This window comes from Shewanella sp. KT0246 (assembly GCF_019654955.1).
Classification (GTDB): Bacteria; Pseudomonadota; Gammaproteobacteria; order Enterobacterales; family Shewanellaceae; genus Shewanella; species Shewanella goraebulensis.
The window spans coordinates 1-20,566 of record NZ_BPEV01000009.1 but is presented as its reverse complement, the minus strand read 5'-3'; the positions used below and the strand labels follow the sequence as shown (position 1 = coordinate 20,566).

At 38.8% G+C, this 20,566-nt stretch carries 18 protein-coding genes and 1 tRNA gene; 16 read left to right on the top strand and 3 right to left on the bottom strand.

The window, feature by feature from the left end; all coding sequences use genetic code 11:
* Nucleotides 1–281: 281 nt before the first annotated feature.
* The gene (locus K5Q58_RS05970; protein ID WP_220753127.1) at nucleotides 282–2,867 is read right to left on the bottom strand and encodes an acylase; all 2,586 of its coding nucleotides are present in this window, start codon (nucleotides 2,865–2,867) and stop codon (nucleotides 282–284) included.
* A gap of 442 nt (nucleotides 2,868–3,309) precedes the next feature.
* Here K5Q58_RS05970 and K5Q58_RS05965 point away from each other — a divergent pair, with 442 nt between their 5' ends.
* From K5Q58_RS05965 to K5Q58_RS05950, 4 genes are all read left to right on the top strand, one after another.
* Nucleotides 3,310–5,388, top strand: coding sequence for a protein-disulfide reductase DsbD (locus K5Q58_RS05965; RefSeq protein WP_220753049.1), 2,079 nt, complete (start codon nucleotides 3,310–3,312; stop codon nucleotides 5,386–5,388).
* Between the two features lie 100 nt (nucleotides 5,389–5,488).
* Entirely contained in the window at nucleotides 5,489–6,010 is a 522-nt protein-coding gene (locus K5Q58_RS05960) for a protein disulfide oxidoreductase (RefSeq protein ID WP_220753048.1), read from the top strand.
* 244 nt (nucleotides 6,011–6,254) lie between these two features.
* The gene (locus K5Q58_RS21240) at nucleotides 6,255–6,758 is read left to right on the top strand and encodes a prepilin-type N-terminal cleavage/methylation domain-containing protein (protein WP_308443210.1); all 504 of its coding nucleotides are present in this window, start codon (nucleotides 6,255–6,257) and stop codon (nucleotides 6,756–6,758) included.
* A gap of 131 nt (nucleotides 6,759–6,889) precedes the next feature.
* A complete protein-coding gene (locus tag K5Q58_RS05950; RefSeq protein ID WP_220753047.1) occupies nucleotides 6,890–7,654 on the top strand; it encodes a class I SAM-dependent methyltransferase in 765 nt (254 codons plus the stop codon).
* 206 nt (nucleotides 7,655–7,860) lie between these two features.
* Here K5Q58_RS05950 and K5Q58_RS05945 read toward each other — a convergent pair whose 3' ends face one another.
* Nucleotides 7,861–8,541 (bottom strand): oligogalacturonate-specific porin KdgM family protein, encoded by a 681-nt coding sequence (locus K5Q58_RS05945; RefSeq protein WP_220753046.1) that lies wholly within the window; start codon nucleotides 8,539–8,541, stop codon nucleotides 7,861–7,863.
* 595 nt (nucleotides 8,542–9,136) lie between these two features.
* On the opposite strand from K5Q58_RS05945, the gene pseB reads away from it, so the two are divergent.
* The 12 genes from pseB (at nucleotide 9,137) to K5Q58_RS05885 (ending at nucleotide 20,356) form a co-directional block, all read left to right on the top strand.
* The gene (gene pseB / locus K5Q58_RS05940; RefSeq protein WP_220753045.1) at nucleotides 9,137–10,150 is read left to right on the top strand and encodes a UDP-N-acetylglucosamine 4,6-dehydratase (inverting); all 1,014 of its coding nucleotides are present in this window, start codon (nucleotides 9,137–9,139) and stop codon (nucleotides 10,148–10,150) included.
* A gap of 6 nt (nucleotides 10,151–10,156) precedes the next feature.
* Complete coding sequence (gene pseC, locus K5Q58_RS05935) at nucleotides 10,157–11,323, top strand: UDP-4-amino-4,6-dideoxy-N-acetyl-beta-L-altrosamine transaminase (protein WP_220753044.1); 1,167 nt, start codon at nucleotides 10,157–10,159, stop codon at nucleotides 11,321–11,323.
* Complete coding sequence (gene pseF / locus K5Q58_RS05930; protein ID WP_220753043.1) at nucleotides 11,320–12,012, top strand: pseudaminic acid cytidylyltransferase; 693 nt, start codon at nucleotides 11,320–11,322, stop codon at nucleotides 12,010–12,012. Before pseC ends, pseF begins: the two co-directional genes overlap by 4 nt.
* A complete protein-coding gene (gene pseG, locus K5Q58_RS05925; RefSeq protein ID WP_220753042.1) occupies nucleotides 12,009–13,061 on the top strand; it encodes a UDP-2,4-diacetamido-2,4,6-trideoxy-beta-L-altropyranose hydrolase in 1,053 nt (350 codons plus the stop codon). The genes pseF and pseG overlap by 4 nt, the downstream gene beginning before the upstream one ends.
* Nucleotides 13,058–13,705 (top strand): formyltransferase family protein, encoded by a 648-nt coding sequence (locus K5Q58_RS05920; RefSeq protein WP_220753041.1) that lies wholly within the window; start codon nucleotides 13,058–13,060, stop codon nucleotides 13,703–13,705. Before pseG ends, K5Q58_RS05920 begins: the two co-directional genes overlap by 4 nt.
* Entirely contained in the window at nucleotides 13,698–14,768 is a 1,071-nt protein-coding gene (gene pseI / locus K5Q58_RS05915; protein WP_220753040.1) for a pseudaminic acid synthase, read from the top strand. The genes K5Q58_RS05920 and pseI overlap by 8 nt, the downstream gene beginning before the upstream one ends.
* 19 nt (nucleotides 14,769–14,787) lie before the next feature.
* Complete coding sequence (locus K5Q58_RS05910) at nucleotides 14,788–15,411, top strand: pseudaminic acid biosynthesis-associated methylase (RefSeq protein WP_220753039.1); 624 nt, start codon at nucleotides 14,788–14,790, stop codon at nucleotides 15,409–15,411.
* 139 nt (nucleotides 15,412–15,550) lie between these two features.
* A complete protein-coding gene (locus tag K5Q58_RS05905; RefSeq protein WP_220753038.1) occupies nucleotides 15,551–16,693 on the top strand; it encodes an N-acetyl sugar amidotransferase in 1,143 nt (380 codons plus the stop codon).
* The gene (hisH, locus tag K5Q58_RS05900) at nucleotides 16,683–17,303 is read left to right on the top strand and encodes an imidazole glycerol phosphate synthase subunit HisH (protein WP_220753037.1); all 621 of its coding nucleotides are present in this window, start codon (nucleotides 16,683–16,685) and stop codon (nucleotides 17,301–17,303) included. The genes K5Q58_RS05905 and hisH overlap by 11 nt, the downstream gene beginning before the upstream one ends.
* Before the next feature lie 11 nt (nucleotides 17,304–17,314).
* The gene (locus K5Q58_RS05895) at nucleotides 17,315–18,022 is read left to right on the top strand and encodes a HisA/HisF-related TIM barrel protein (protein ID WP_220753036.1); all 708 of its coding nucleotides are present in this window, start codon (nucleotides 17,315–17,317) and stop codon (nucleotides 18,020–18,022) included.
* The gene (locus K5Q58_RS05890) at nucleotides 18,015–19,202 is read left to right on the top strand and encodes an N-acetyl sugar amidotransferase (RefSeq protein WP_220753035.1); all 1,188 of its coding nucleotides are present in this window, start codon (nucleotides 18,015–18,017) and stop codon (nucleotides 19,200–19,202) included. Before K5Q58_RS05895 ends, K5Q58_RS05890 begins: the two co-directional genes overlap by 8 nt.
* An 11-nt stretch (nucleotides 19,203–19,213) precedes the next feature.
* Nucleotides 19,214–20,356: a DUF4915 domain-containing protein gene (locus K5Q58_RS05885; RefSeq protein ID WP_220753034.1), complete on the top strand. Its 1,143-nt coding sequence runs from the start codon at nucleotides 19,214–19,216 to the stop codon at nucleotides 20,354–20,356.
* 36 nt (nucleotides 20,357–20,392) lie between these two features.
* Here K5Q58_RS05885 and K5Q58_RS05880 read toward each other — a convergent pair.
* Nucleotides 20,393–20,468, bottom strand: a tRNA-Arg gene (locus tag K5Q58_RS05880).
* Nucleotides 20,469–20,566: the final 98 nt, after the last annotated feature.

Genomic DNA, 20,566 nt, shown 5'->3' with positions numbered 1-20,566 from the left:
ACTCGGAGTTAACCTTAGATCTATTTGTATCTTATTTGGGGTTTCGGTGTTTCTTGCGGGTTGTGCTTAGGTTGTTTTTGTTGGTGTTTATTGCGAATTGCTTAATTGAGTGGGGCACTGTTGTTTTAAATTGTTTTTCCCATTACGCCTTGAGCTTTTTAGCTGTACTTGTATCAATATAAAGCCCGCAAAATGCGGGCTTTGGTATCGATGACAACTTATATGCAGCTAAAGGTGCATATAAGGTGCAGTTAAGTGATTATTAACGAGTTAACAGAAAGCTATTCACCTTTTTGAAAGCTTAGTTCTGTGGTGCTTTCAACCGATGCTGCAATGTCTGCTTCAGTGAATAACAACGGACGGAACTGCTTTTCAGTTGAATACAGTACGCTTTGATCTGCAAACGATGGGCTAAGGACATTACTAGACTCTGAGTAAGTAAGAATTCCTTTGGCCACTGGGCCATCGTCAGTAAAGCTTACTGCCATCATCCAGCTTGAACCATAACGGATTTGGTAACCCTCTGCAGTTAAGCCTGAAGAAAGCGGAGCAGCTGATACGGCATCCATTACAGCAGCGTATTTATGCTGAGGTATTAAGGTATCATCGCCTGACAAACTGGTTGAGAATACATTAAATCCACCTTCAGCATTGTGAGTGCCAGGCCAAGGAAGTTTAGTGCCCGAAGCGCTGCCATCAGGTAGTGATTTTTCAACAAACTGAACTGTGCCCATAGGCGCGTCGACACTAAAACCTGCAGCTTCGACATTTAGAGCTGCACGAGCAAGAGCAACCAATGCACTGCCGTCAGTGGTTAATGTATTGGGGGTCATTGCCGCATTTTGGTAATCAAATGGCACAGTTAACATGCTGTTTTGATCAAACTGATGGGCAAACTCACGAATCAATGCGCCGCCGACACTGTCGTTATCTTGCTTGCCATTCCAGCCTTTTAGCGCCATACACGCAGAGCTGATGTCCTTAGATATGGTGTCACTAACCATTACAGCTGTGTCGCCTTGAGCGTCACATTGGCTGATTAAATCAGCAAATATCAGATCGTTTAAGTAAATACGATTTGATAATGCTGCAGCTTCTAACTCATCAACATTGAACTTACCATCATCACCAGCGGCATCTTCCATTAATGTCAGTGCCATACGGGTTCGAAGTGATAACTGGCCACGTTCCTTGCCATACATTGGTGAATAATCTTCTAATGGTTCAGCTAGGTTAGTTGACCAGAATGAGTTGTTAGAGTTTTGCACAAAGTCAGTACGCTCAAGCTTTGGTGCGCGGTGATAAGGTGTTGGTCCGTCAAAATCAAAGATTGAAGTATTACCGGGTAAAATCGTAAAACCAGCTTGCTCTCTGGCTGCAATAATATCTGGATTAGTTTTAAGTAACGATACGGCAAAGTCACTTAAGCCCGGAACTGTTGAGTCATCAATGTAAAAGGCATTACCTTCTTTATCGGCGTACATGGTGTTATTAAAAATAACTCCGTCATAGTTCTTAAATGCTTGCTGAAACTCATCTTTATTACTAGCGCGATTCATCGCGAACCAATGATCGATAGGATCTTTGTTAGCCATGTTGGCATCTTGCAGCATAAAGGCTTGACCGTCATCCCAACCAAAGGGGGCAAGGGCTGCTGGAGCTTCGACAATCGGGCCTTTTGCTGTAGTGTATATGTCTTTTTCAGCAATAAGCATCCCCGCAGCACCGCCATTCACAACGACTTGTACGGTTTCTTTGGTAATCGGCATCGGTTTACCTTCGTAGAGATATTGAAGGCGATCGCCACTGACGAGTTCAAGGTTATACATCACGAAATGTTCAGCAGTTGAGAAGGTATGTGTCCAAGCTAGGTCTTTGTTAAAGCCAATATTGATTAGCCCTGGCATGCCAACGAGTGAGCCGCCCATAACATCCAGTTGACCTGGAATTGTGATATGAGATTGCCAAAAACGCAGATTGCCCGTATGAGGGAAGTGAGGATTACCTAATACCATGCCTTTACCGTTTTCGGTTTTATCTTTACCTAACCCCCAGCCGTTTGAGCCTAAATCACGTGGATTAGTTTCTGGGGTAGTAATGGTATTAGCGCGAGCGATTAGTTTACTGTTCACATCTTGAATAAACGCGGTTTGAGTAGCTGAAGGCGCTGGGCCAACAATGCGAGGTAAGTATTCTTCGCCATCACCAGGATTTGCGTAAAAAATCAGATCTAAGAAGTTTGCTGCGCCCGGGAGCAGGGCAATTGAAAATAAATAATTGGCAATATCCACCCCTTCGATGGGTTTTACCCAAGGCTGGCCTGCACAAAATGGCTCAGCTTCTTGCTCACCAGCTTCAACATCGGCTAGGAATTGATTGTAGCCTGCGCTAAAACCCTCCATTAATGCACGTGAGTTATAACTAAATTGTGGATACTGGGCTTCGGCCATTTCTCGTATTTTTAATGCTTTGTAGGCAAAATCCGAGACTAAATTACCGTTATCTTCTGATGTTGGTAAACCAGTAGCAAAATCAATTGAGGCATGTGGACCAAAATACATTGAACGTTCAGAGTTTGCTTTTACGAATCCGTCAGCCATGACACATAAATTGTCTTGAGCTTGAGCATAACCGCTACCAAAGCCCAAGCTTTCAAGGTTGTCGGCTTGAATATGTGGAACGCCATAGGCTGTGCGGCGAATTTGTGCTTTAAGCATCCCGTCTGGCGCAAAAGCTTGTAGTGGCGGTGTGACTTCAGGTTCAGGGGTAACTTCAGGGGAGCGAGAGTAGTCAGTGTCATTGCCGCAACCTGCGATAAAAACTGAAGATGCAACGCCAATAGCTAGCATGAGTTTATTCAAATGCATTACTTTCATGGAAAATTATCCTTATTATTGTTGTCTCATTTTATTGATAAATGAGTGAGTCTTGCCTTTCCTTGGTGTCTCAACTTCAGATGAGTTATGCCTTTGGGGCCACAATATCGAAATACAACAAAAACACCTGAATCGATTAAAGCAATCATTCAAACGTATGTCTATATTTAACCTGTTTCAGTTTATGTCAGAAATACAGCGTTAGATGAGAGTGGGGGAAATGGGTGTGTTGTCATGAAAATCAATAAATAAAGTACCGCTTCACAGATTTACACTTTATCCACTAATTTAGTGACATTAGATGAACTATTTTGTCATTATTTCGGTCTATTAAGCTGCCATCGTCTATGTCCTTGGTAACGCATTTTTTAATTGTCATTTTACAACCGTATTTATTGCTCGATCAGAATGAGGGCAATATAAGGAAAGTTTGTTGAATATTGTCAAAACGATCATTTTTTCTACTTTGATGTTGATGCTGGCAAGCATCACTCCATTGGCCAATGCCGCCTCGACAGGTTGGCTTGTGAATGATAATCACCCTCCAGTTAAAGTGCGCTTTATGCTGACGGGGGAATTAGATGAAACCACGCAAACGGTTCCGGCTATTTTAGATGTTCAGTTAGATGATGATTGGAAGATGTACTGGCGTACGCCGGGTGAGGGCGGAATTGCGCCTAAAATAGATTGGAGTGAGTCGTCTAACCTTGATGTGGTGGATTGGCAATGGCCAACACCGCAGCAATATACCATTATGGGTTATAAAACTCAGGGGTATCAGCACGAAGGTGTATTCCCTATTCACCTGAAAGTTGACGATATTAACCAGAATACGGCTCTGAAAGGCAAATTCACTTTGTCTTCGTGCACTACAGTATGTGTATTAACCGACTATGAACTTGAATTAGATTTTGTAGCTGACGAACTTACAGCTGACACAGAAGCGATGTTCGCATTTAACAAGTCAGTTTCTACTGTACCGCAACAGGTCGATTCAAAAACATCTGCAGAAAATATCAACATTGGCTGGGACAGCATTAAAGAATTACTGCAAGTCACAGTATTAGATAGCCAGTGGCGCAGGCCACAAGTGATTGTTGATGGCGATAAAGAGACTAACTTCAACCCGATAGGTGTGACTCGTCAATCTCAACCCGATGGCAGTGATGCTTGGGTGGCGCAATTTGAAGTATCAAATTGGTCAGGGGATCCAAAACTATTAGAGAAACAACTTAATGTCACGGTGAGCGACAATCAGCGTGCATATGAATATAAAACTGGAGTACAGCCAACTTCAATAGAAGCTGCAGGTAGCTCGCTACTAACTATGATGTTGTTCGCCCTTATAGGTGGCTTAATTCTTAATGTCATGCCGTGTGTATTACCTGTATTAGGCATGAAACTTAGCTCAGTCATTGCGGCGCCAGATCTACAAAAAAATCAAATTCGTTCACAATTTATTGCCTCAGCTTTAGGTATCATTGTGTCATTTTGGCTGTTGGCTGCCTTTGTTATTACGCTTAAATTTACAGGTCAAGCCATTGGCTGGGGAGTGCAATTCCAAAACCCATGGTTTATTGGCTTTATGGTGGTAGTGACCTCAGTATTTGCAGTTAATATGCTTGGGGCATTTGAAATTAACTTGCCATCGAGTTTGCAAACTAAGTTGGCAACCACAGGCGGTAATGATCATCGTGGTCACTTCTTGCAAGGGATGTTTGCGACATTGTTAGCGACACCATGCAGTGCACCGTTTTTAGGTACTGCTGTCGCATTTGCATTAGGGGCGGATGTATTGAGTCTAGTGGTGATATTTACTGCGCTAGCCATTGGTATGGCACTGCCTTGGATATTAGTGGCAATGTTCCCACAGATTGCCCGCTATTTCCCTAAACCTGGCCGTTGGATGAACATCGTTAAAGTGTTCTTCTCGGTAATGTTATTGATAACTAGTTTGTGGTTAATCAGCTTGTTATCTAGCTTTATCAGCGTGGTGGTGTTGTGGGTGGTTGCGGCATTATTCGTCATTATATTCTTTGGTCTGATGGCTAAACATTATGGTCTACCTGCTGTGATTGCTAGCTTTAGCATGGTGCTAATGATTGCTGCTATTGGCGCGTTCGCTACGTCAGATGATTGGTCAAATCCTCTGCCGACAGATTTAGCATGGACACCACTCGAGCAAACCGATATTGCTAGCAGCGTAGCTCAGGGTAAAACGGTATTTGTGGATGTGACAGCGGATTGGTGTATTACCTGTAAAGCCAACAAAGTTGGGGTAATACTTCAAGATCCTGTTTATTCTGCGTTAAAGCAAGACAGCATAACCTTGGTTGAAGGTGATTGGACAACGGCGTCTCAGCCAATTACTGATTACTTACAAAGCCATGGTCGCTTTGGCGTGCCATTTAACGTTGTATATGGCCCTAACGCGCCAGAAGGTATCAAGTTACCAGTGATATTAACCACTGAGCAAGTACTTGCTGCCATTGAGCGTGCATCAGGTAATTAATCAATTTTAATGTGTTGAACTGAATACAAATTAGATAATGCTCGGTCTTATCAATTAAGTGAAGCATCATCAGTAAACACATTGGTATGAATAATAGAACATGGCAGATTTAGATAAAAAAACTTGGACTCAAAAAGGATTAAACGGCTTAAAACAACTAGGCATAATGTTGCTGTTGTTTTTAGTTGTTTCCACCGCTGTTGATTTGTGGCGCGGCAAGGATATTCCTACAGAAGTTTTGCCGCCTATAAGCGCTTTGGACTTGGATGGCAATTTAGTTGATGTGATGGGCATGAGCCAAGAAGACCCTGTTTTAGTCTATTTTTGGGGGACTTGGTGTCCAGTGTGCAATTTTGTTACTCCAGCCGTTGATATAATGAGCGAGCATTATCCTGTGGTATCAGTGGCGATGAGCTCTGGTAGCGATGACAGGTTGAATCACTTCTTAGCTGATAAAGGTTACACCCTGAGTACGATTAACGATCAGCAAAGCTTTTTAGCCAGAGAGTGGTCAGTACAAGTCACACCTACTGTGATGGTATTTAAAGGCGGAGAACTCAAGCATTACACCACTGGTTTTACGAGCTTACCTGGGATGTGGTGGCGAATGGTATTTGCTTAAAAAAATCATGAATCACTAAGGTTAGAATGTCATCATTCATTTTAAGTGATGAAAGGCCAGTACGTATATCGTACTGGCTTTTTTATGCTAGTAATCTAGCAGCGTCATTTATAGTTAATGATTAAAATACTTAATTTTTTAAGTTACTTATGATGAGTTAGCTTGATTAATCATCAATTTAAGTACAGAGTTATTTAATAGGACTTATTACACTGTTAAAAGTGACTTGAACGAGGGAATGGAGATGTCAATTAGACATAACAATCAGTTAAGAGGTTTTACGTTAATTGAGCTGGTTGTAGTGATCATTATTCTAGGCATAATTGCTGTTATTGCTGCGCCGAAATTCTTAAACATAAAATCCGATGCTGTTATTGCAAATCTTTCGGGAATTGAAGGAAGTTTAAAATCTGCTAACAGTTTGGTTTACTCCAAATCCGCAATTCAGGGGCAAGAGAGCCTAAGCGATGGTGTTGTTGATCTAGATGGGGAAACGGTCACAACAACTTTTGGTTATATAAAACCGTCTTTAGATAATATTGAAAAAATTGTTGAAGGCACGTTTGAAACCGTTACGTTTGCGCAGCTAAATACACCTATCACCGAAGATTGGGGAGTATTGGATTTCTTGGGGGTTATCTCTATTGTGATACCGAAAGGATATGCTTTTTCAGATACGTGTTTTGTTTTTTACTTATCAGTTAATACAACTGAACCTACCTATACTCAAAACACTAGCGGTTGTTAGTAATAAACAAGCACCTCAGTCTATAATTTAAAATCTAATAAACATAATTAGCAACACATTAGTAAGTGCGAATGTAGCTAGTTTCCCTTATGTTAGCTGTTCGCTAAGGAAGCTAATTTTTAAGGATTACCATGAATAAAACTCTTCTTGCGTCGTTGCTTGTTAGTGCATCGGCTTTTTGCTCATTTCCATCATTAGCAGCACTCACTCCCTTTCAAGAAAATGTCCTCGAAGTGATGAAGATGGATCACCGTACAGAAGCTGACAAGTTAAGGGATGCTAATCGTAATCCCGAGGTTGCACTTGAGTTTTTTGGTTTGAAACCTGATATGAAAGTCATTGAGCTTGTTCCTGGAGGTGGTTGGTATAGTAAGATTCTGGCACCTATACTTAAAGATAAAGGTGAGTTTCATATTGCGTTTAAGAAAGAGTGGCTAGATGAAATGGATGATTTACTCTCGATAAATGCGATGAGTAAAACTAAAAAGCTACCTATAGAACTTGATTGGAATTCTAAAGAGAGAAGGTTCAGCTTAGGTAATATTGATTTTGGTATGACAGATGCCGATATGATGCTGAGTATTCGTGAGTATCATAACTTTAATTTAGAAGATAAAGCCAAGCTGAACAAAGCCACATTTGACGCTTTAAAACCTGGTGGAGTTTATGTGATTGTCGATCATACTCGCAGACACATGATGCCAGAAGCAGACGAAATGCGCCGCCGTGAAGATCCTGTAGAGGTTATTTTAGAGGTGCAAGCTGCAGGCTTTGTATTAGAGAAGTCCTCAGATATGTTTTACCGACCAGATGACGAACTTCGTTATGAAGTTGGCCGCAAAACAGTTACAGGTAATACTGATAGATTTACGCTTGTCTTTAAAAAACCTGAATAAATCATTCACTTTGTTGAGAGGGCGAAACCGCGCTCTCAACCTTATAAAAATACACAACTGCTATTACTTAATAGCTAGCCAACAAGACTTAACAGTCATGGTTCAATATACAGCCCAGCTGTTTTTAGTTGATAACCCAGAGACTGCTAAAGCAGATTAGGAGATAAATCGCATCATTTGTCCTACAAATAGGGTTAACTAAGTTATTAAAAGCTATACCTTATCCCGATACGACTTCTCAATTCTCTTTGACTAGAGTCATCAGAAACAGAAACATCTCCGAATTCTACCCAAGGAGTCCAGTTGCCTATTTTATAGTGAGCCGTTAAATTATTTTCATAGTTTGTTCTACTATCGTTATATAGCAAGTACTCAGAATTATCGGCGTAGTAATAATTTCCTTCAAAACCGAAGGTCCAGTTTTGGTATTTATATCCAACATTAACGGTATAACGATGCCTTAAATGTTTAATATCTTCACCAGGTTTTACATCTAGGCGATATCGACCACTTAATGAAAGGCCATCAATAGAGTTAGAGGTATAAGTTAAGCGTAACTGCGGCTTGTAGGTGGCACCAGACGAACCAAATTCAATAGGTATTCCAGTGCTAAGTGTCCATTGGTCATTGAGCTTAAATCGGTAGCCTAAATCTAATTCAGACCCATTCGACTGTAAGTCTTCCATGAACTTGCCATCAGCGCCTTTAAATTTAAGTTCTAAACCAACTGAGAAATTGCTGTCAAAAGTGTGCCCCATTTTGACACGACTAGCATGCTGATCTGTTCCGCTTTTATATTCTTGGCGAAAATCCAACGAAGCAGCATTTGCATTCGAACAAAGAAAAAACACAACACAAACCAACAAAACTAGTTTATTAGATGACATCGCAAACTCTATCTAAGGCCTTATTTATTTGTATTACAATATTAATAATAAGGATTTCCAATATACAGTTTTACAAACTGTGACTAATGACATGAATAATGGTTTTATCACCTTATATATCGGTAACAACTAGGTATATAAATTACCAACTGTTAACTTGGTGACATTATTGGGCTGAATTTAACTTATTGATAACTGGAGGTGGTGTATGGTTTCTTGGGGAAAGTAATATGACTTTTTTAAGATTAACCTAAAATGATTTATCAGAAGTGAGCTAACACGTTTCAGTAGTTACTCTACAAGAATTTCACGTGGTACTATGAATGGTAGGTTAGGTGTCAAGGAGCTGATTTAAATGGTTTAATGGAAGTTAATCTATTATATGTTAACCGACTTTCAATGAGATATTTGAGAAAAACTCTTAGTTGGATAAATAATGGTCTAATGTTTGCTTTCAAATTTGAGTGAAATGTAATCGTCGACTTTTTGACTAAGAGATCCTATTTGAGACCATATTCACCTTTTGGTTAAAAATAATTTAGAGAATGTTTATCTGTGTCACTTAAGTCTAAAAGAGTTTTATGGGGAATAATTAATGCTAAACAGTAAATCAGTGTTGATCACAGGTGGCACAGGCTCTTTTGGTAAGCAATTTGTAAAAACGATTTTACAGCGATATCCTGATGTAAAAAAAGTGATTATTTATTCTCGTGATGAGTTAAAACAATTCGAAATCCAGCAGCAATATCCTAGAAAAGAATTTCCACAGTTACGCTTCTTTATTGGTGATGTGAGAGACCAAAATCGTCTAACGCAAGCATGTGAAGGTGTGGATGTCATCATTCATGCTGCAGCAATCAAACAAGTTGATACCGCTGAATATAATCCAACAGAATGTATAAGAACCAATATTGATGGCGCGGAACATGTTATCCATGCGGCGCTGCAATGTGGCGTTCGAGATGTCGTAGCACTATCAACAGACAAAGCATGTGCACCCATCAATTTATATGGAGCAACAAAGCTAGCTTCAGATAAATTATTTGCTGCAGCTAATAATATTAAAGGTTCTAGAGATATTCGTTTTAGTGTGGTTCGATATGGCAACGTGATGGGCTCACGAGGATCTGTTATTCCTTATTTCATGGCAAAAAAGAAAGAAGGGGTGCTGCCTATAACTCATAAGGATATGACTCGCTTTAATATATCCTTGCAAGATGGCGTAAATATGGTGATGTATGCGCTAGGGAATCATCTCGGTGGTGAGATTTTTATTCCTAAAATCCCTTCTTATAAAATCTTAGATGTAGCAAAAGCTGTGGCCCCTGAATGTGAAATTAATGTTGTTGGTGTAAGGCCTGGTGAAAAGCTTCATGAAGAAATGATTACCGATACAGATTCATTAAATACTATTGATTTAGGCCGTTATTATGCAATTTTACCTTCAGTATCATATACATACTCGGAAGAAGACTACTTACAACATCACAAAGCGATTAAAGTGCCGTTTGGATTTAAGTATGATTCAGGTACGAACGTGGAGTGGGAAACCGTAGAAGGGTTACGTGAGTTAATTAAAAAACATATTGATGCTGATTTTACGGTGTAGTGACAGATGATCCCATATGGTAAACAAGAAGTATCACAACAAGATATAGATGCGGTCATTGAGGTTTTACAGTCAGACTTTCTGACTCAAGGGCCTAAGGTTCCTGCATTTGAATCGGCTTTAACTTCATATACCAAAGCACAATATTCAGTTGCAGTGAATAGTGCGACTTCTGCATTACATATTGCATGTTTAGCACTGGGATTAGGTAAAGGAGATTGGTTGTGGACATCACCAATTACATTTGTTGCTTCAGCTAATTGTGGCTTATATTGTGGAGCTCAAGTGGACTTTGTCGATATCGATCCTCAAACATACAATATGAGTGTAACTGAACTAGCAGCAAAGCTTGAAACTGCTAAGGGGATGGGGAAATTACCCAAAGTTGTTATTCCTGTTCATTTATGCGGCCAATCTTGTGACATGAAGAAAATCCATGCTTTATCTATTAAGTATGGATTTAGCATTATTGAAGATGCTTCGCATGCGATAGGCGGCAGATATCAAGATACCCCTGTTGGTAGCTGCAAATACTCCGATATTACAGTGTTCAGTTTTCATCCAGTGAAAATTGTGACAACCGCTGAAGGGGGCGCTGCGATGACAAATAGCTTGCATTTAGCTGAAAAAATGCAGTTATTTAGAAGCCACGGGGTCACCCGCAACCCTGACTTGATGAAAAATCAAATTCATGGCGGGTGGTACTATGAGCAAACTGCTCTCGGATTTAACTACAGAATGACAGAGTTACAAGCTGCTTTAGGTATCTCTCAAATGAACCGCTTAGATGACTTTGTAAGTACTCGACATAAAATAGCAACACGCTATCGGCAGTTGTTATCTCAACTACCTATCATATTGCCATTTCAGCTTGAATCGACATATTCCGGCCTCCATTTATATGTTATTCGTCTTCAACTGGATAAAGTTTCATTGTCTCATCAAAAGGTATTTACCTTATTACGTGATAACGGAGTCGGTGTGAATTTGCATTATATCCCCGTTCATACTCAACCTTATTATAAAGAGATGGGGTTTGAGAACGGAGACTTTCCTAACGCTGAATCATATTATCAAGAAGCAATCTCAATACCTATGTTCCACTTAATGACAGAAGAACAACAAGATCATGTTGTTAAAAGCCTAACTGAGATTTTGGGAGCTGAATCATGAGAATTGCCATCATTCCCGCACGGGGAGGCAGTAAGCGTATTCCTCGCAAAAATATTAAGTTGTTCCATGGAAAACCGATGATTGCTTACTCAATTGAAGCTGCATTTGCTTCAAATAGCTTTGATAAAGTCATAGTCTCTACTGATGATCTTGAAATAGCTGAAATTGCTAAATCTTTTGGTGCGGATGTGCCCTTTATACGGCCTAGTGAAATTGCAGATGACTACACTACAACGATGGATGTTATGCAGCATGCTGTTGCTTGGTGTATAGAACAATCTTGGGCCCCTGAATTTGTTTGCTGCATTTATGCTACTGCTCCCTTTATAAAAGTGAGAGATTTACAAAAAGGCTGGCAGTTAGTGAAAGAGGAACACGTTAAGTTTGCCTTTAGCGCAACAACATTTGCTTTCCCAATACAGCGTGCAATCAAATTATCTGAAGATGGCAGCGTGGCAATGTTTTCACCTGAATATGAGCAAACCCGCTCGCAAGATTTAGTTGAGTCATACCATGATGCAGGTCAATTTTACTGGGGAGAAGCTTCTGCTTTTCTGGCCGGGCTTTCAATATTTTCAGAGCATTCTCGCTGTATAGTATTACCAAGGAAACAAGTTCAAGATATTGACACCCAAGATGATTGGGATTTCGCAGAAGCTCTCTATTTAGCAATGCAAGAAAACTTATGATAAAAGTTGTATTTCGAGTCGATGCATCAATCCATATTGGCAATGGCCATACTATGAGATGTTTAGTTTTGGCTGAAGCATTGCAATGCCATGGTTATCAAATTGAGTTTGTAAGTAGAGACTTGGAAGGTAACTTAAATGAGTATATCACCAGTAAAGGATTTCAATTAATAGTTTTGCCAGCAATTAATCCGGTTGTTTCTCCACAAACGGATGCTGATTATTTAGCTTGGTTGCAATGTTCGCAATTAGAGGATGCCGTTGACTTTTTAGAGACCATTAAACAAGCAGATATCGTTGTTACAGACCATTATGCAATTGAGTTTTTATGGCAGCAAAAAGTACGTGATTGTTTGAACTGTAAGATTATTGCCATAGATGATCTGACGCGACATCATTGTGCAGATATGGTTATCGATCAATCTTTAGGTAGACAGCCGAATGAGTACTTCGACGTTAATATTGCTCTGATGGGAAGTCGCTATGCACTATTGGCTCCTGAATTTACGAAACTGAGAAATAGTGCTCTGCAGCGTGAAAAACCGAAAGAAAGAGGGAGAGTCTTAGTTAGCATGGGAGGGGTTGATGCTCCCAATGCAACGCTAGCGGTGTTAAAGCAACTAATGTTGTTAAAGAATATAAGCGTAACTGTACTATTGAGTAAAAAGTCTCCTAGCTATATTAGTGTGGCTAATTTTTGTCAAAAGTATTTAAATATTTTGCATATCGACTTTTCCGAAAACATGGCTCAGCTGATGATGGAACATGATGTATCGATCGGTGCGGCAGGAACGACATCATGGGAAAGGGCCTGTTTAGGGCTGCCTAGTATAATGATTCCATTAGCTGAAAATCAATTGAACATTTGTGACCAAATTGTAGCTAGTGGTTGTGGTTATAAAATTCAATTGAATGATATTTCCAGTGAATTAATTTTGAAATATGAGACTTTACGTTTCAACTGGAAAATGTTGTATCAAAACAACTTATTAATTTGTGATGGTAATGGTGCTCATCGTGTGGTTCGAGAAATCCTAAGGTTAGTATGAAAAATATAACCATAATATGCAGTAACTCTGCTCACCCTATTTATTCTTATTTAAAGGATTGGAAACAGCAAAAATCTGAGCTGTATAATATTAAATTATTAAATTCCTTAGCTGAGATAGATTATGCCGGTGATATTTTATTCTTGGTTTCATGTTCAGAAATTGTGAGTAAAAATGTGAGAGAGATGTTTACTTATAATTTAGTTCTACACGCAAGCGACCTCCCAAGAGGGCGAGGTTGGAGCCCACATGTGTGGGACATTATTAATGGAGTAGATAAATTAACGCTCTCATTAATCAATGCTGAAGATGAAGTTGATACAGGAGATATTTGGCGTCAAAAAACGATTCACTTAACTGGCAAAGAACTTTATCAAGAGATTAATCATAAATTATTTCTAGCTGAAATCGAATTGATGAGCTGGGCTTGTAAACATATTGATAACGTAAGTGCATATCCTCAAAGTAAATCTATTGGTACGTACTATAGAAAACGAACTAAAGATGATAGCCGGTTAGATGAGAATGCATCGATTTACTCTCAATTTAATTTGTTAAGAGTTTGTGACCCTGAACGATTTCCTGCTTTTGTCGTTATTAATGGAAAAAAATATAAGATTTTAGTGGAGGAAATGAATGGATAAAAATTATATTGAAATTTCAGGTAGAAAAATTGGGCCAAATTATCCTCCATATATAATCGCAGAGCTCTCAGCTAATCATAATGGAGACATCAATCGAGCTTTTAGCATTATGGAACAGGCTAAAAAAGCAGGGGCTGATGCAATCAAACTGCAGACCTATACAGCAGATACAATTACGATTAATTGTAATAAGAAAGACTTTCAAATAAATGACGGGTTATGGTCTGGTCGAAACCTATATGAGCTTTACCAATGGGCTCATACCCCCTGGGATTGGCATAAGTCGCTGTTTGAAAAAGCAAAAGAGTTAGGAATAACAATTTTTAGTTCACCGTTTGATAATACAGCGGTGGATTTGTTAGAAGAGTTAAATACTCCAGCTTATAAAATCGCGTCGTTTGAGCTAGTTGATTTACCCTTAATTAAACGAGTTGCTCAAACTGGTAAGCCGATGATTATGTCGACAGGAATGGCGGATAAACAAGAAATTCAAGAAGCCATTGAGACAGCTCACCATCATGGTTGTAAGGAGTTAGTTATTTTGCATTGTGTCAGTGGCTACCCAGCACCCGCTGAACAATATAATTTGAAAACGATATCTGATATCGCTAATTACTTTGGCGTATTGGCTGGGTTATCAGATCATACTATTGATAATGCGACTGCAGTAGCTTCTGTTGCTTTAGGGGCGTGTTTAATTGAGAAACATGTGACTTTAGACCGACGTGGTGGTGGAGCCGATGATAGCTTTTCATTAGAACCTAAAGAGCTTGCTCAGTTGGTTAATGATGCTAAAACCGCTTGGCAAGCACTAGGTAAAGTGACCTATGAAAGAACAGAAGCAGAAAAAGGCAATGTAAAGTTTCGTCGTTCTTTGTATGTAGTCAAAGACGTCAAGCAAGGTGAAGAGTTTACAGTTGATAACGTAAAAAGTATTCGCCCTGGATTTGGCTTCCCCCCCAAATATCTCGACCAAATCATTGGCAAAAAAGCTATAGCAAATATCGAGCGTGGTACAGCAATGACTGAGGCTCTTTTGATAGAACAAATTGTAAAAAAATAATTTCTTTAGGAGACATGACGTGAGTTACAAAACTGAACAAGAGTCATTCTGGGCGGGCGAATTTGGTAATAATTATATTGACCGTAATGATAATAAAGAGCTAATAGCGAGTAATGCAGTACTATTTTCGTCAATTTTAAAACGAACAGGCGCAACGAAGAGTATTATTGAATTTGGTGCTAACATTGGGATGAACCTCAAAGCCATTGAATTGTTGCGCCCGAATGCAAAACTATCAGCGATAGAGATTAATGCTCAAGCGGTTACAGAGCTTAAAAAAAATCAAAATATTGAAGTGTTTCATGATTCCATTTTGAGCTACTCACCTGAAAAGGCTTATGATCTTTGCTTCATTAAAGGTGTGTTAATTCATATTAACCCTGAAGATTTAACGACTGTTTATCAAGCCCTATATCGTTCAAGTTCTCGATACATATGTGTTATTGAGTATTACAACCCGACTCCTGTTGAAGTTCCGTACCGTGGTCATGCCGGTAAATTGTTTAAGCGTGATTTTGCAGGAGAAATGCTAGATATGTTTAAAGATTTAACTCTTGTAGATTATGGCTTTGTTTATCATCGAGATACGGCTTACCCTAAAGATGATTTGAATTGGTTTTTGCTCGAAAAAAAAGCAAAATAAAGACATGTTCACATGCCATGTGTGCTGAGATTTAAATGATGTTTATAGAACTGTAATTTATGAATATTTGAAAGTTTATGTGAACTGTAAATAGTTAGAGATAACTTATTGTAATTGATGAAGTCAGAGTCGAGTTCAAATGAAATATTGTAAAAGCTGTTTAACGACTAATTTGAGGCCGAATGCCTCATTTAATGACACGGGTATTTGTATTGCTTGCCAATATTCAGGTAGCGATCAACTGACGACTTCAAGGGTAAAACTTGAGCAATTACAAAAGAAAATCATCACAAGTCGCGCCAAACAACGTAATAAAGGTGCGTATGATTGCATTGTTGGGGTCAGTGGCGGTAAAGATAGTACCCGACAAGCCCATTGGGTGCGTGATCGTTTAGGGTTAAGGCCATTACTTGTATGTTGTGCTTACCCACCTAAACAAATGACTGATATCGGAGCCAAAAACCTTTCTAATTTAATTGAAATGGGTTTTGATGTTATTGTTGCAACCCCAGCCCCAAAAACTGCAGCACAGCTAGCTTTAGCTTCTTTTAGACAGTTTGGTAATGTTTGTAAATCTACCGAAATGTCACTGTTTTCTACGGTACCTCGTTTAGCAATAGAAATGGGGGTGAACACCATATTTTGGGGGGAAAATCCAGCATTACAAGTCGGCGATGCTGCCGTTGAGGGGATTGATGAGTTTGACGGAAATAATTTACGTAAACTAAATACGCTAACAGATGGCGGAACCGATTGGATTAAAGAACAGGTTAGTTCTCCACACCTTGCTGAACACTATATTTACCCTGACGAAATAGGATTCGACAAACATAAAATCAATATATTTTATTTAGGTGCGGCTTGGGATGATTGGAGTAACGATGATAATTCGGCTTATGCCGCATTACAGGGATTAACGTTAAGACCTCATGATGAACATATTACGGGTGACTTATCCAATGCTTCAATGATTGATGAAGAATTTACTAATATCAATATGATGCTTAAGTATTATAAATTTGGTTTTGGTCGAGCGACAGATTCGGTGAATGAAAAAATACGAAATGGCCAAATAAGCAGAAAGAAAGCTATTGCTATTGTTGCTGAATTTGATGGTGTTTGTGGGGATAACATTATAAAAAATTACGCAGATTATGTCGGGATCACTGTTGCTGAATTCTGGCAGATAGCAAATAAATGGATTAATCCCAAATTGTTTACAATCAATAAAGAAAGTAGGCCAAAGAGAAAGTTCACTGTTGGAGTCGATTATGTCGGTTGATATTCTATCAATTGGAGCGGGTAATGTGAGATCAATTCAACATTGGATTGAAAGTGCATTTATTTCAACTCGAATCGTGCATCGTGCCAGTGATATAAAGTCTGATATTTTGATATTACCTGGCGTCGGTGCTGCTGGTTTTTATATGGAACGATTAAAATCGGGTAGTTTTGATAAAGCGATTATAGAACACACAGAATCAGGCAAAAGACTTATAGGCATATGTTTGGGTTTTCAAGTGCTTAGCTCGCACACTGAAGAAGATGGTGGTATTGAAGGATTGGGGCTATTACCAGGTGAAGTCATTAAGCTTTCTGATACTACTCATAATGGCTGGGAGAGCTTTGATTTACAAAAATGTAATTTGCGTCAAAGTGCTTTTTGTTCACCTTCTCAACTAACTCGAAAGCAAAAAGTAACAGGCCGTGTTTTTTATAATCATGAGTATGGTTATCAACACACCGGAGACGTTGATGCTTTTGAATTGCCCATCAGCGAATCATTCAATAAATACAATGCGATGTTGGTGAAGGATAATATTTTAGGATTACAGTTTCATCCTGAAAAAAGTCAGCAGACAGGACATGAGCTATTGAAGTTGATGTTATAAGGATACGTAAAGTGAGAGAAGGCGCGATAGTTCTATTGCACGAAGGACAGTGTTATCAATCATATCATTGGAATAAGTTGAGACCTCTAGGAACATTACAGACTGTTGTTAACGCTTTAGAAAGTTATGAGTGTGACGAGATTGCAATTATTCGTCCCGTAAGAGCAACGGATTCTGTATCTGGTTTTGAAATGGATTTAGCTGTTATTTCATCACTGAACACGTCGACTCCAATCAGCTTTGGCGGCGGCATTCGAAGCGTCGAGATGCTCTACAAACTATCTAACCTTCCTATTGAAAGATTAATTTTGTCAACGGCATTTTTAGAACAAAATATTGAATTATTAGACAAGGCTGTTCATCTAATGGGTCGTCAAGCCATTCAGTGCTTATTACCTATGTCTTTTAATGATGATATTGCCAAAGTTTGCCATCTCTCTTCTGCGTCGCTTATTGATATTGCTAATATTGACATGGATTTAATCAGTACTTTTGCAAATGAAATCATTATATATGACACCGATAATGAAGGTGGTTATTCAGGTTTTCGGACGCAATTAATGACCCAGTTGCCGTTTGAAAGTTCCCGTATTATTGTCAGTGGCGGTATTTCTCAAGCTTCTATCAAATGGGCTCTGGAGCAGCAATATGCTGCAGTGTTAGTTGAGAATAAAGTGTTACATCGTGAGTATTCAAGAAAGGCTCATAATTATGGTTAAACAATGTCCAACATGTTTATATAACACTGCACATCCATTTGGATTAGCGTTATACCAAAATACTTGTTCAGGTTGTGATACTCATCTAGAGAAGTATCAAATAGATTGGCAGCTTAAAAGAGGGCAACTTGAAACTCTTTTAGAAAAACATAAAAGTAAAAATAATAGTTATGACTGTGTTGTACCGGTCGTTGGAGATGCTGACGATTATTATGTACTTGAAAAAGTACTAGAGCTTGGCCTATCTCCATTAGTTGTCTGTGTGAATAATTATTTTAATAATGATATTGGTTGGTATAACTTACATAATCTGATTACCCACTTTGATGTTGATTCGTTCGTTTTCAATCCTGACATTAGAGTTTATAAAGATTTAGTAAGAACATCACTGCGCAAATTTGATCATATTCAATTACCTTTCCATGCTCTTCATACTTCTTTTCCTGTGCATGTAGCGAATGAACGAAATATTCCACTCGTCATTTGGGGGGGGCACCAAGCTATTGAGCAAGTTGGTAAGTTTACTCATCATGATAGAGTTGAAATGAGTCAATGGAGCAGGTTGCAACACGATATGTGTGATATCAGCTTGGAAGAGTTAATTGGTAATGGTGCTCAAATTGATTTACGACACCTCAATTACTATCAATATCCCAATATTTCATCGTTAAGCAAAAAAGGCGTCACAGGAATTTATTTAAGTAATTATTTTAAGTGGGACCCATTGTTGCAAAATAAAGCTATGGTTGAACATGGTTTTCAACCTCAATTGAGTCGTGCCACATTTGATTGTTATGAACGTGCCGGTAGCTCTGTTTATTATGAACTGCATGATATTTTAAAATATCAACGCACAGGCTATCGAAAAGTAACTGATCAATTAACCAGAGAAATTAGACATGGGCGAGTCACTTTAGAGCAAGCAACCGAGCTTGCTCATAAATATCAGCAACAACCCGCAAACATTAAACCTTTTTTTAAGTGGCTTGATGTGACAGAAAGTGGTTACGATTGGTATGTAAAACATCGTTTAGGCAAGGTTAAACACTTAATTCAAAGTGATGTTAATGAAGCAATACCTCCTACACCTAAATTGCCCGAAAGCCTTTCAAAGATGATGTCACCTAGCTTCTCCCCTAAAGAACATCACTTATATTTCGCAAAAGGTATCAGTATTTAAAAAGGATTATGATGAAAAAAATTATCTTGTTCGGTAGTGGTACTGTTGCCGAAAAAAACCTACATTTGATGCCAGAATTCATTGTCGATAACAGTGTCGACTTACAAGGCTCATTGTTTCACGGTGTTCCAGTTAAAAGCCCAAATGAGCTAAATGGCTTATCGGCTCATTACAAAGTGATAGTGTGTACTACGTCAGTAACTGAAGTTAAACATCAGCTTAATGCTTACGGATTTGTTTGGGGTCAAGATGCGGATGTGGCCGAATTATTAAGTGAAAGAATGGAAATGAGTCAACTTGAAGAGACTCAATTTCAATTTCTTGTGAGTAGTGGTCTACCTTCCTCTGCGGAAACTTTTTCTGGTGGAGGAATATATTTGATCCAAGAAACTGATGAGTACCCTTCTGCAAAACAGTTATTTAAAGGTAATACCCATGGTTTGATTCGTCATGATGACGAAGGTTTTGCATTTTCTTCTCAGGGTGACGGTATCATGTTGATGAACAAAGATTTTGAAGTATGTCATCAAATCGAATTGCCAGAAGGGCTTAGGGCTCATGGGTTAAGAAAGTACAAATCATTATGGGTCATCGTGTCAAGTTATGGTGACTGTATTATTGGGGTAAACCATCAGGGGAAAGAGGTATTTAAGTACAAATTTAGTGAAAAGTTAGCTCGATTTGGCAGTGCTCAACACCATTGTAATGATATTTTCATTGTTGATGATTTTGCCTATGTTTCAATGTTCTCCGTCACAGGTAACTGGAAACGTAACAGTTTTGATGGCGGTATCATTGAAGTGGACTTAATCACTGGAGAAATGAATGTCATCATTAATAATCTGACAATGCCTCACAGTGTTATTTGTGATGAGTTTGGTCTTAAAGTACTCAACTCATTTAAAGGGACATTACTGGGTAATAATTTTGATGTTTTAGCGACCTTGCCAGGTTTCGTTCGTGGATATGATTCTGATCATGAGTATCATTACATTGGTGAAAGTAAGAATCGTAACTTTTCAAGGTTAGAAACTGGAAGAACCCCTGTATCTATTGATACTCGAATTACAATAGTAAATAAAAAGTTCAACTTTAGTCGCTCGATACAGCTCCCTAAAAAAGTGTCAGAAATTCATTCAGTGATTAAATTATAATAATTGAATAATAGGAGGCTTGATTGAAGTTAACTGTGGTCTCCCCACAAGGACTCGAACCCTGATCGATCGCTTAGGAGGCGACTGCTCTATCCTGTTGAGCTATAGGGAGACTTTGCTAATTATACAAGTTTTATGATTGATTTAAAGTTTTTAAATTCAGTTGTTTGTTCTTTATTCATTCAATTGAAACTCATTAATATTCAATAG

Bases quoted from the DNA above. Each gene is read 5' to 3' on its own strand.
- K5Q58_RS05970 (WP_220753127.1), bottom strand. From the start codon at position 2,867: ATGCATTTGAATAAACTCATGCTAGCTATTGGCGTTGCATCTTCAGTT.
- K5Q58_RS05960 (WP_220753048.1), top strand. From the start codon at position 5,489: ATGGCAGATTTAGATAAAAAAACTTGGACTCAAAAAGGATTAAACGGC.
- K5Q58_RS21240 (WP_308443210.1), top strand. From the start codon at position 6,255: ATGTCAATTAGACATAACAATCAGTTAAGAGGTTTTACGTTAATTGAG.
- K5Q58_RS05950 (WP_220753047.1), top strand. From the start codon at position 6,890: ATGAATAAAACTCTTCTTGCGTCGTTGCTTGTTAGTGCATCGGCTTTT.
- K5Q58_RS05945 (WP_220753046.1), bottom strand. From the start codon at position 8,541: ATGTCATCTAATAAACTAGTTTTGTTGGTTTGTGTTGTGTTTTTTCTT.
- pseB (WP_220753045.1), top strand. From the start codon at position 9,137: ATGCTAAACAGTAAATCAGTGTTGATCACAGGTGGCACAGGCTCTTTT.
- pseC (WP_220753044.1), top strand. From the start codon at position 10,157: ATGATCCCATATGGTAAACAAGAAGTATCACAACAAGATATAGATGCG.
- pseF (WP_220753043.1), top strand. From the start codon at position 11,320: ATGAGAATTGCCATCATTCCCGCACGGGGAGGCAGTAAGCGTATTCCT.
- pseG (WP_220753042.1), top strand. From the start codon at position 12,009: ATGATAAAAGTTGTATTTCGAGTCGATGCATCAATCCATATTGGCAAT.
- K5Q58_RS05920 (WP_220753041.1), top strand. From the start codon at position 13,058: ATGAAAAATATAACCATAATATGCAGTAACTCTGCTCACCCTATTTAT.
- pseI (WP_220753040.1), top strand. From the start codon at position 13,698: ATGGATAAAAATTATATTGAAATTTCAGGTAGAAAAATTGGGCCAAAT.
- K5Q58_RS05905 (WP_220753038.1), top strand. From the start codon at position 15,551: ATGAAATATTGTAAAAGCTGTTTAACGACTAATTTGAGGCCGAATGCC.
- hisH (WP_220753037.1), top strand. From the start codon at position 16,683: ATGTCGGTTGATATTCTATCAATTGGAGCGGGTAATGTGAGATCAATT.
- K5Q58_RS05890 (WP_220753035.1), top strand. From the start codon at position 18,015: ATGGTTAAACAATGTCCAACATGTTTATATAACACTGCACATCCATTT.
- K5Q58_RS05885 (WP_220753034.1), top strand. From the start codon at position 19,214: ATGAAAAAAATTATCTTGTTCGGTAGTGGTACTGTTGCCGAAAAAAAC.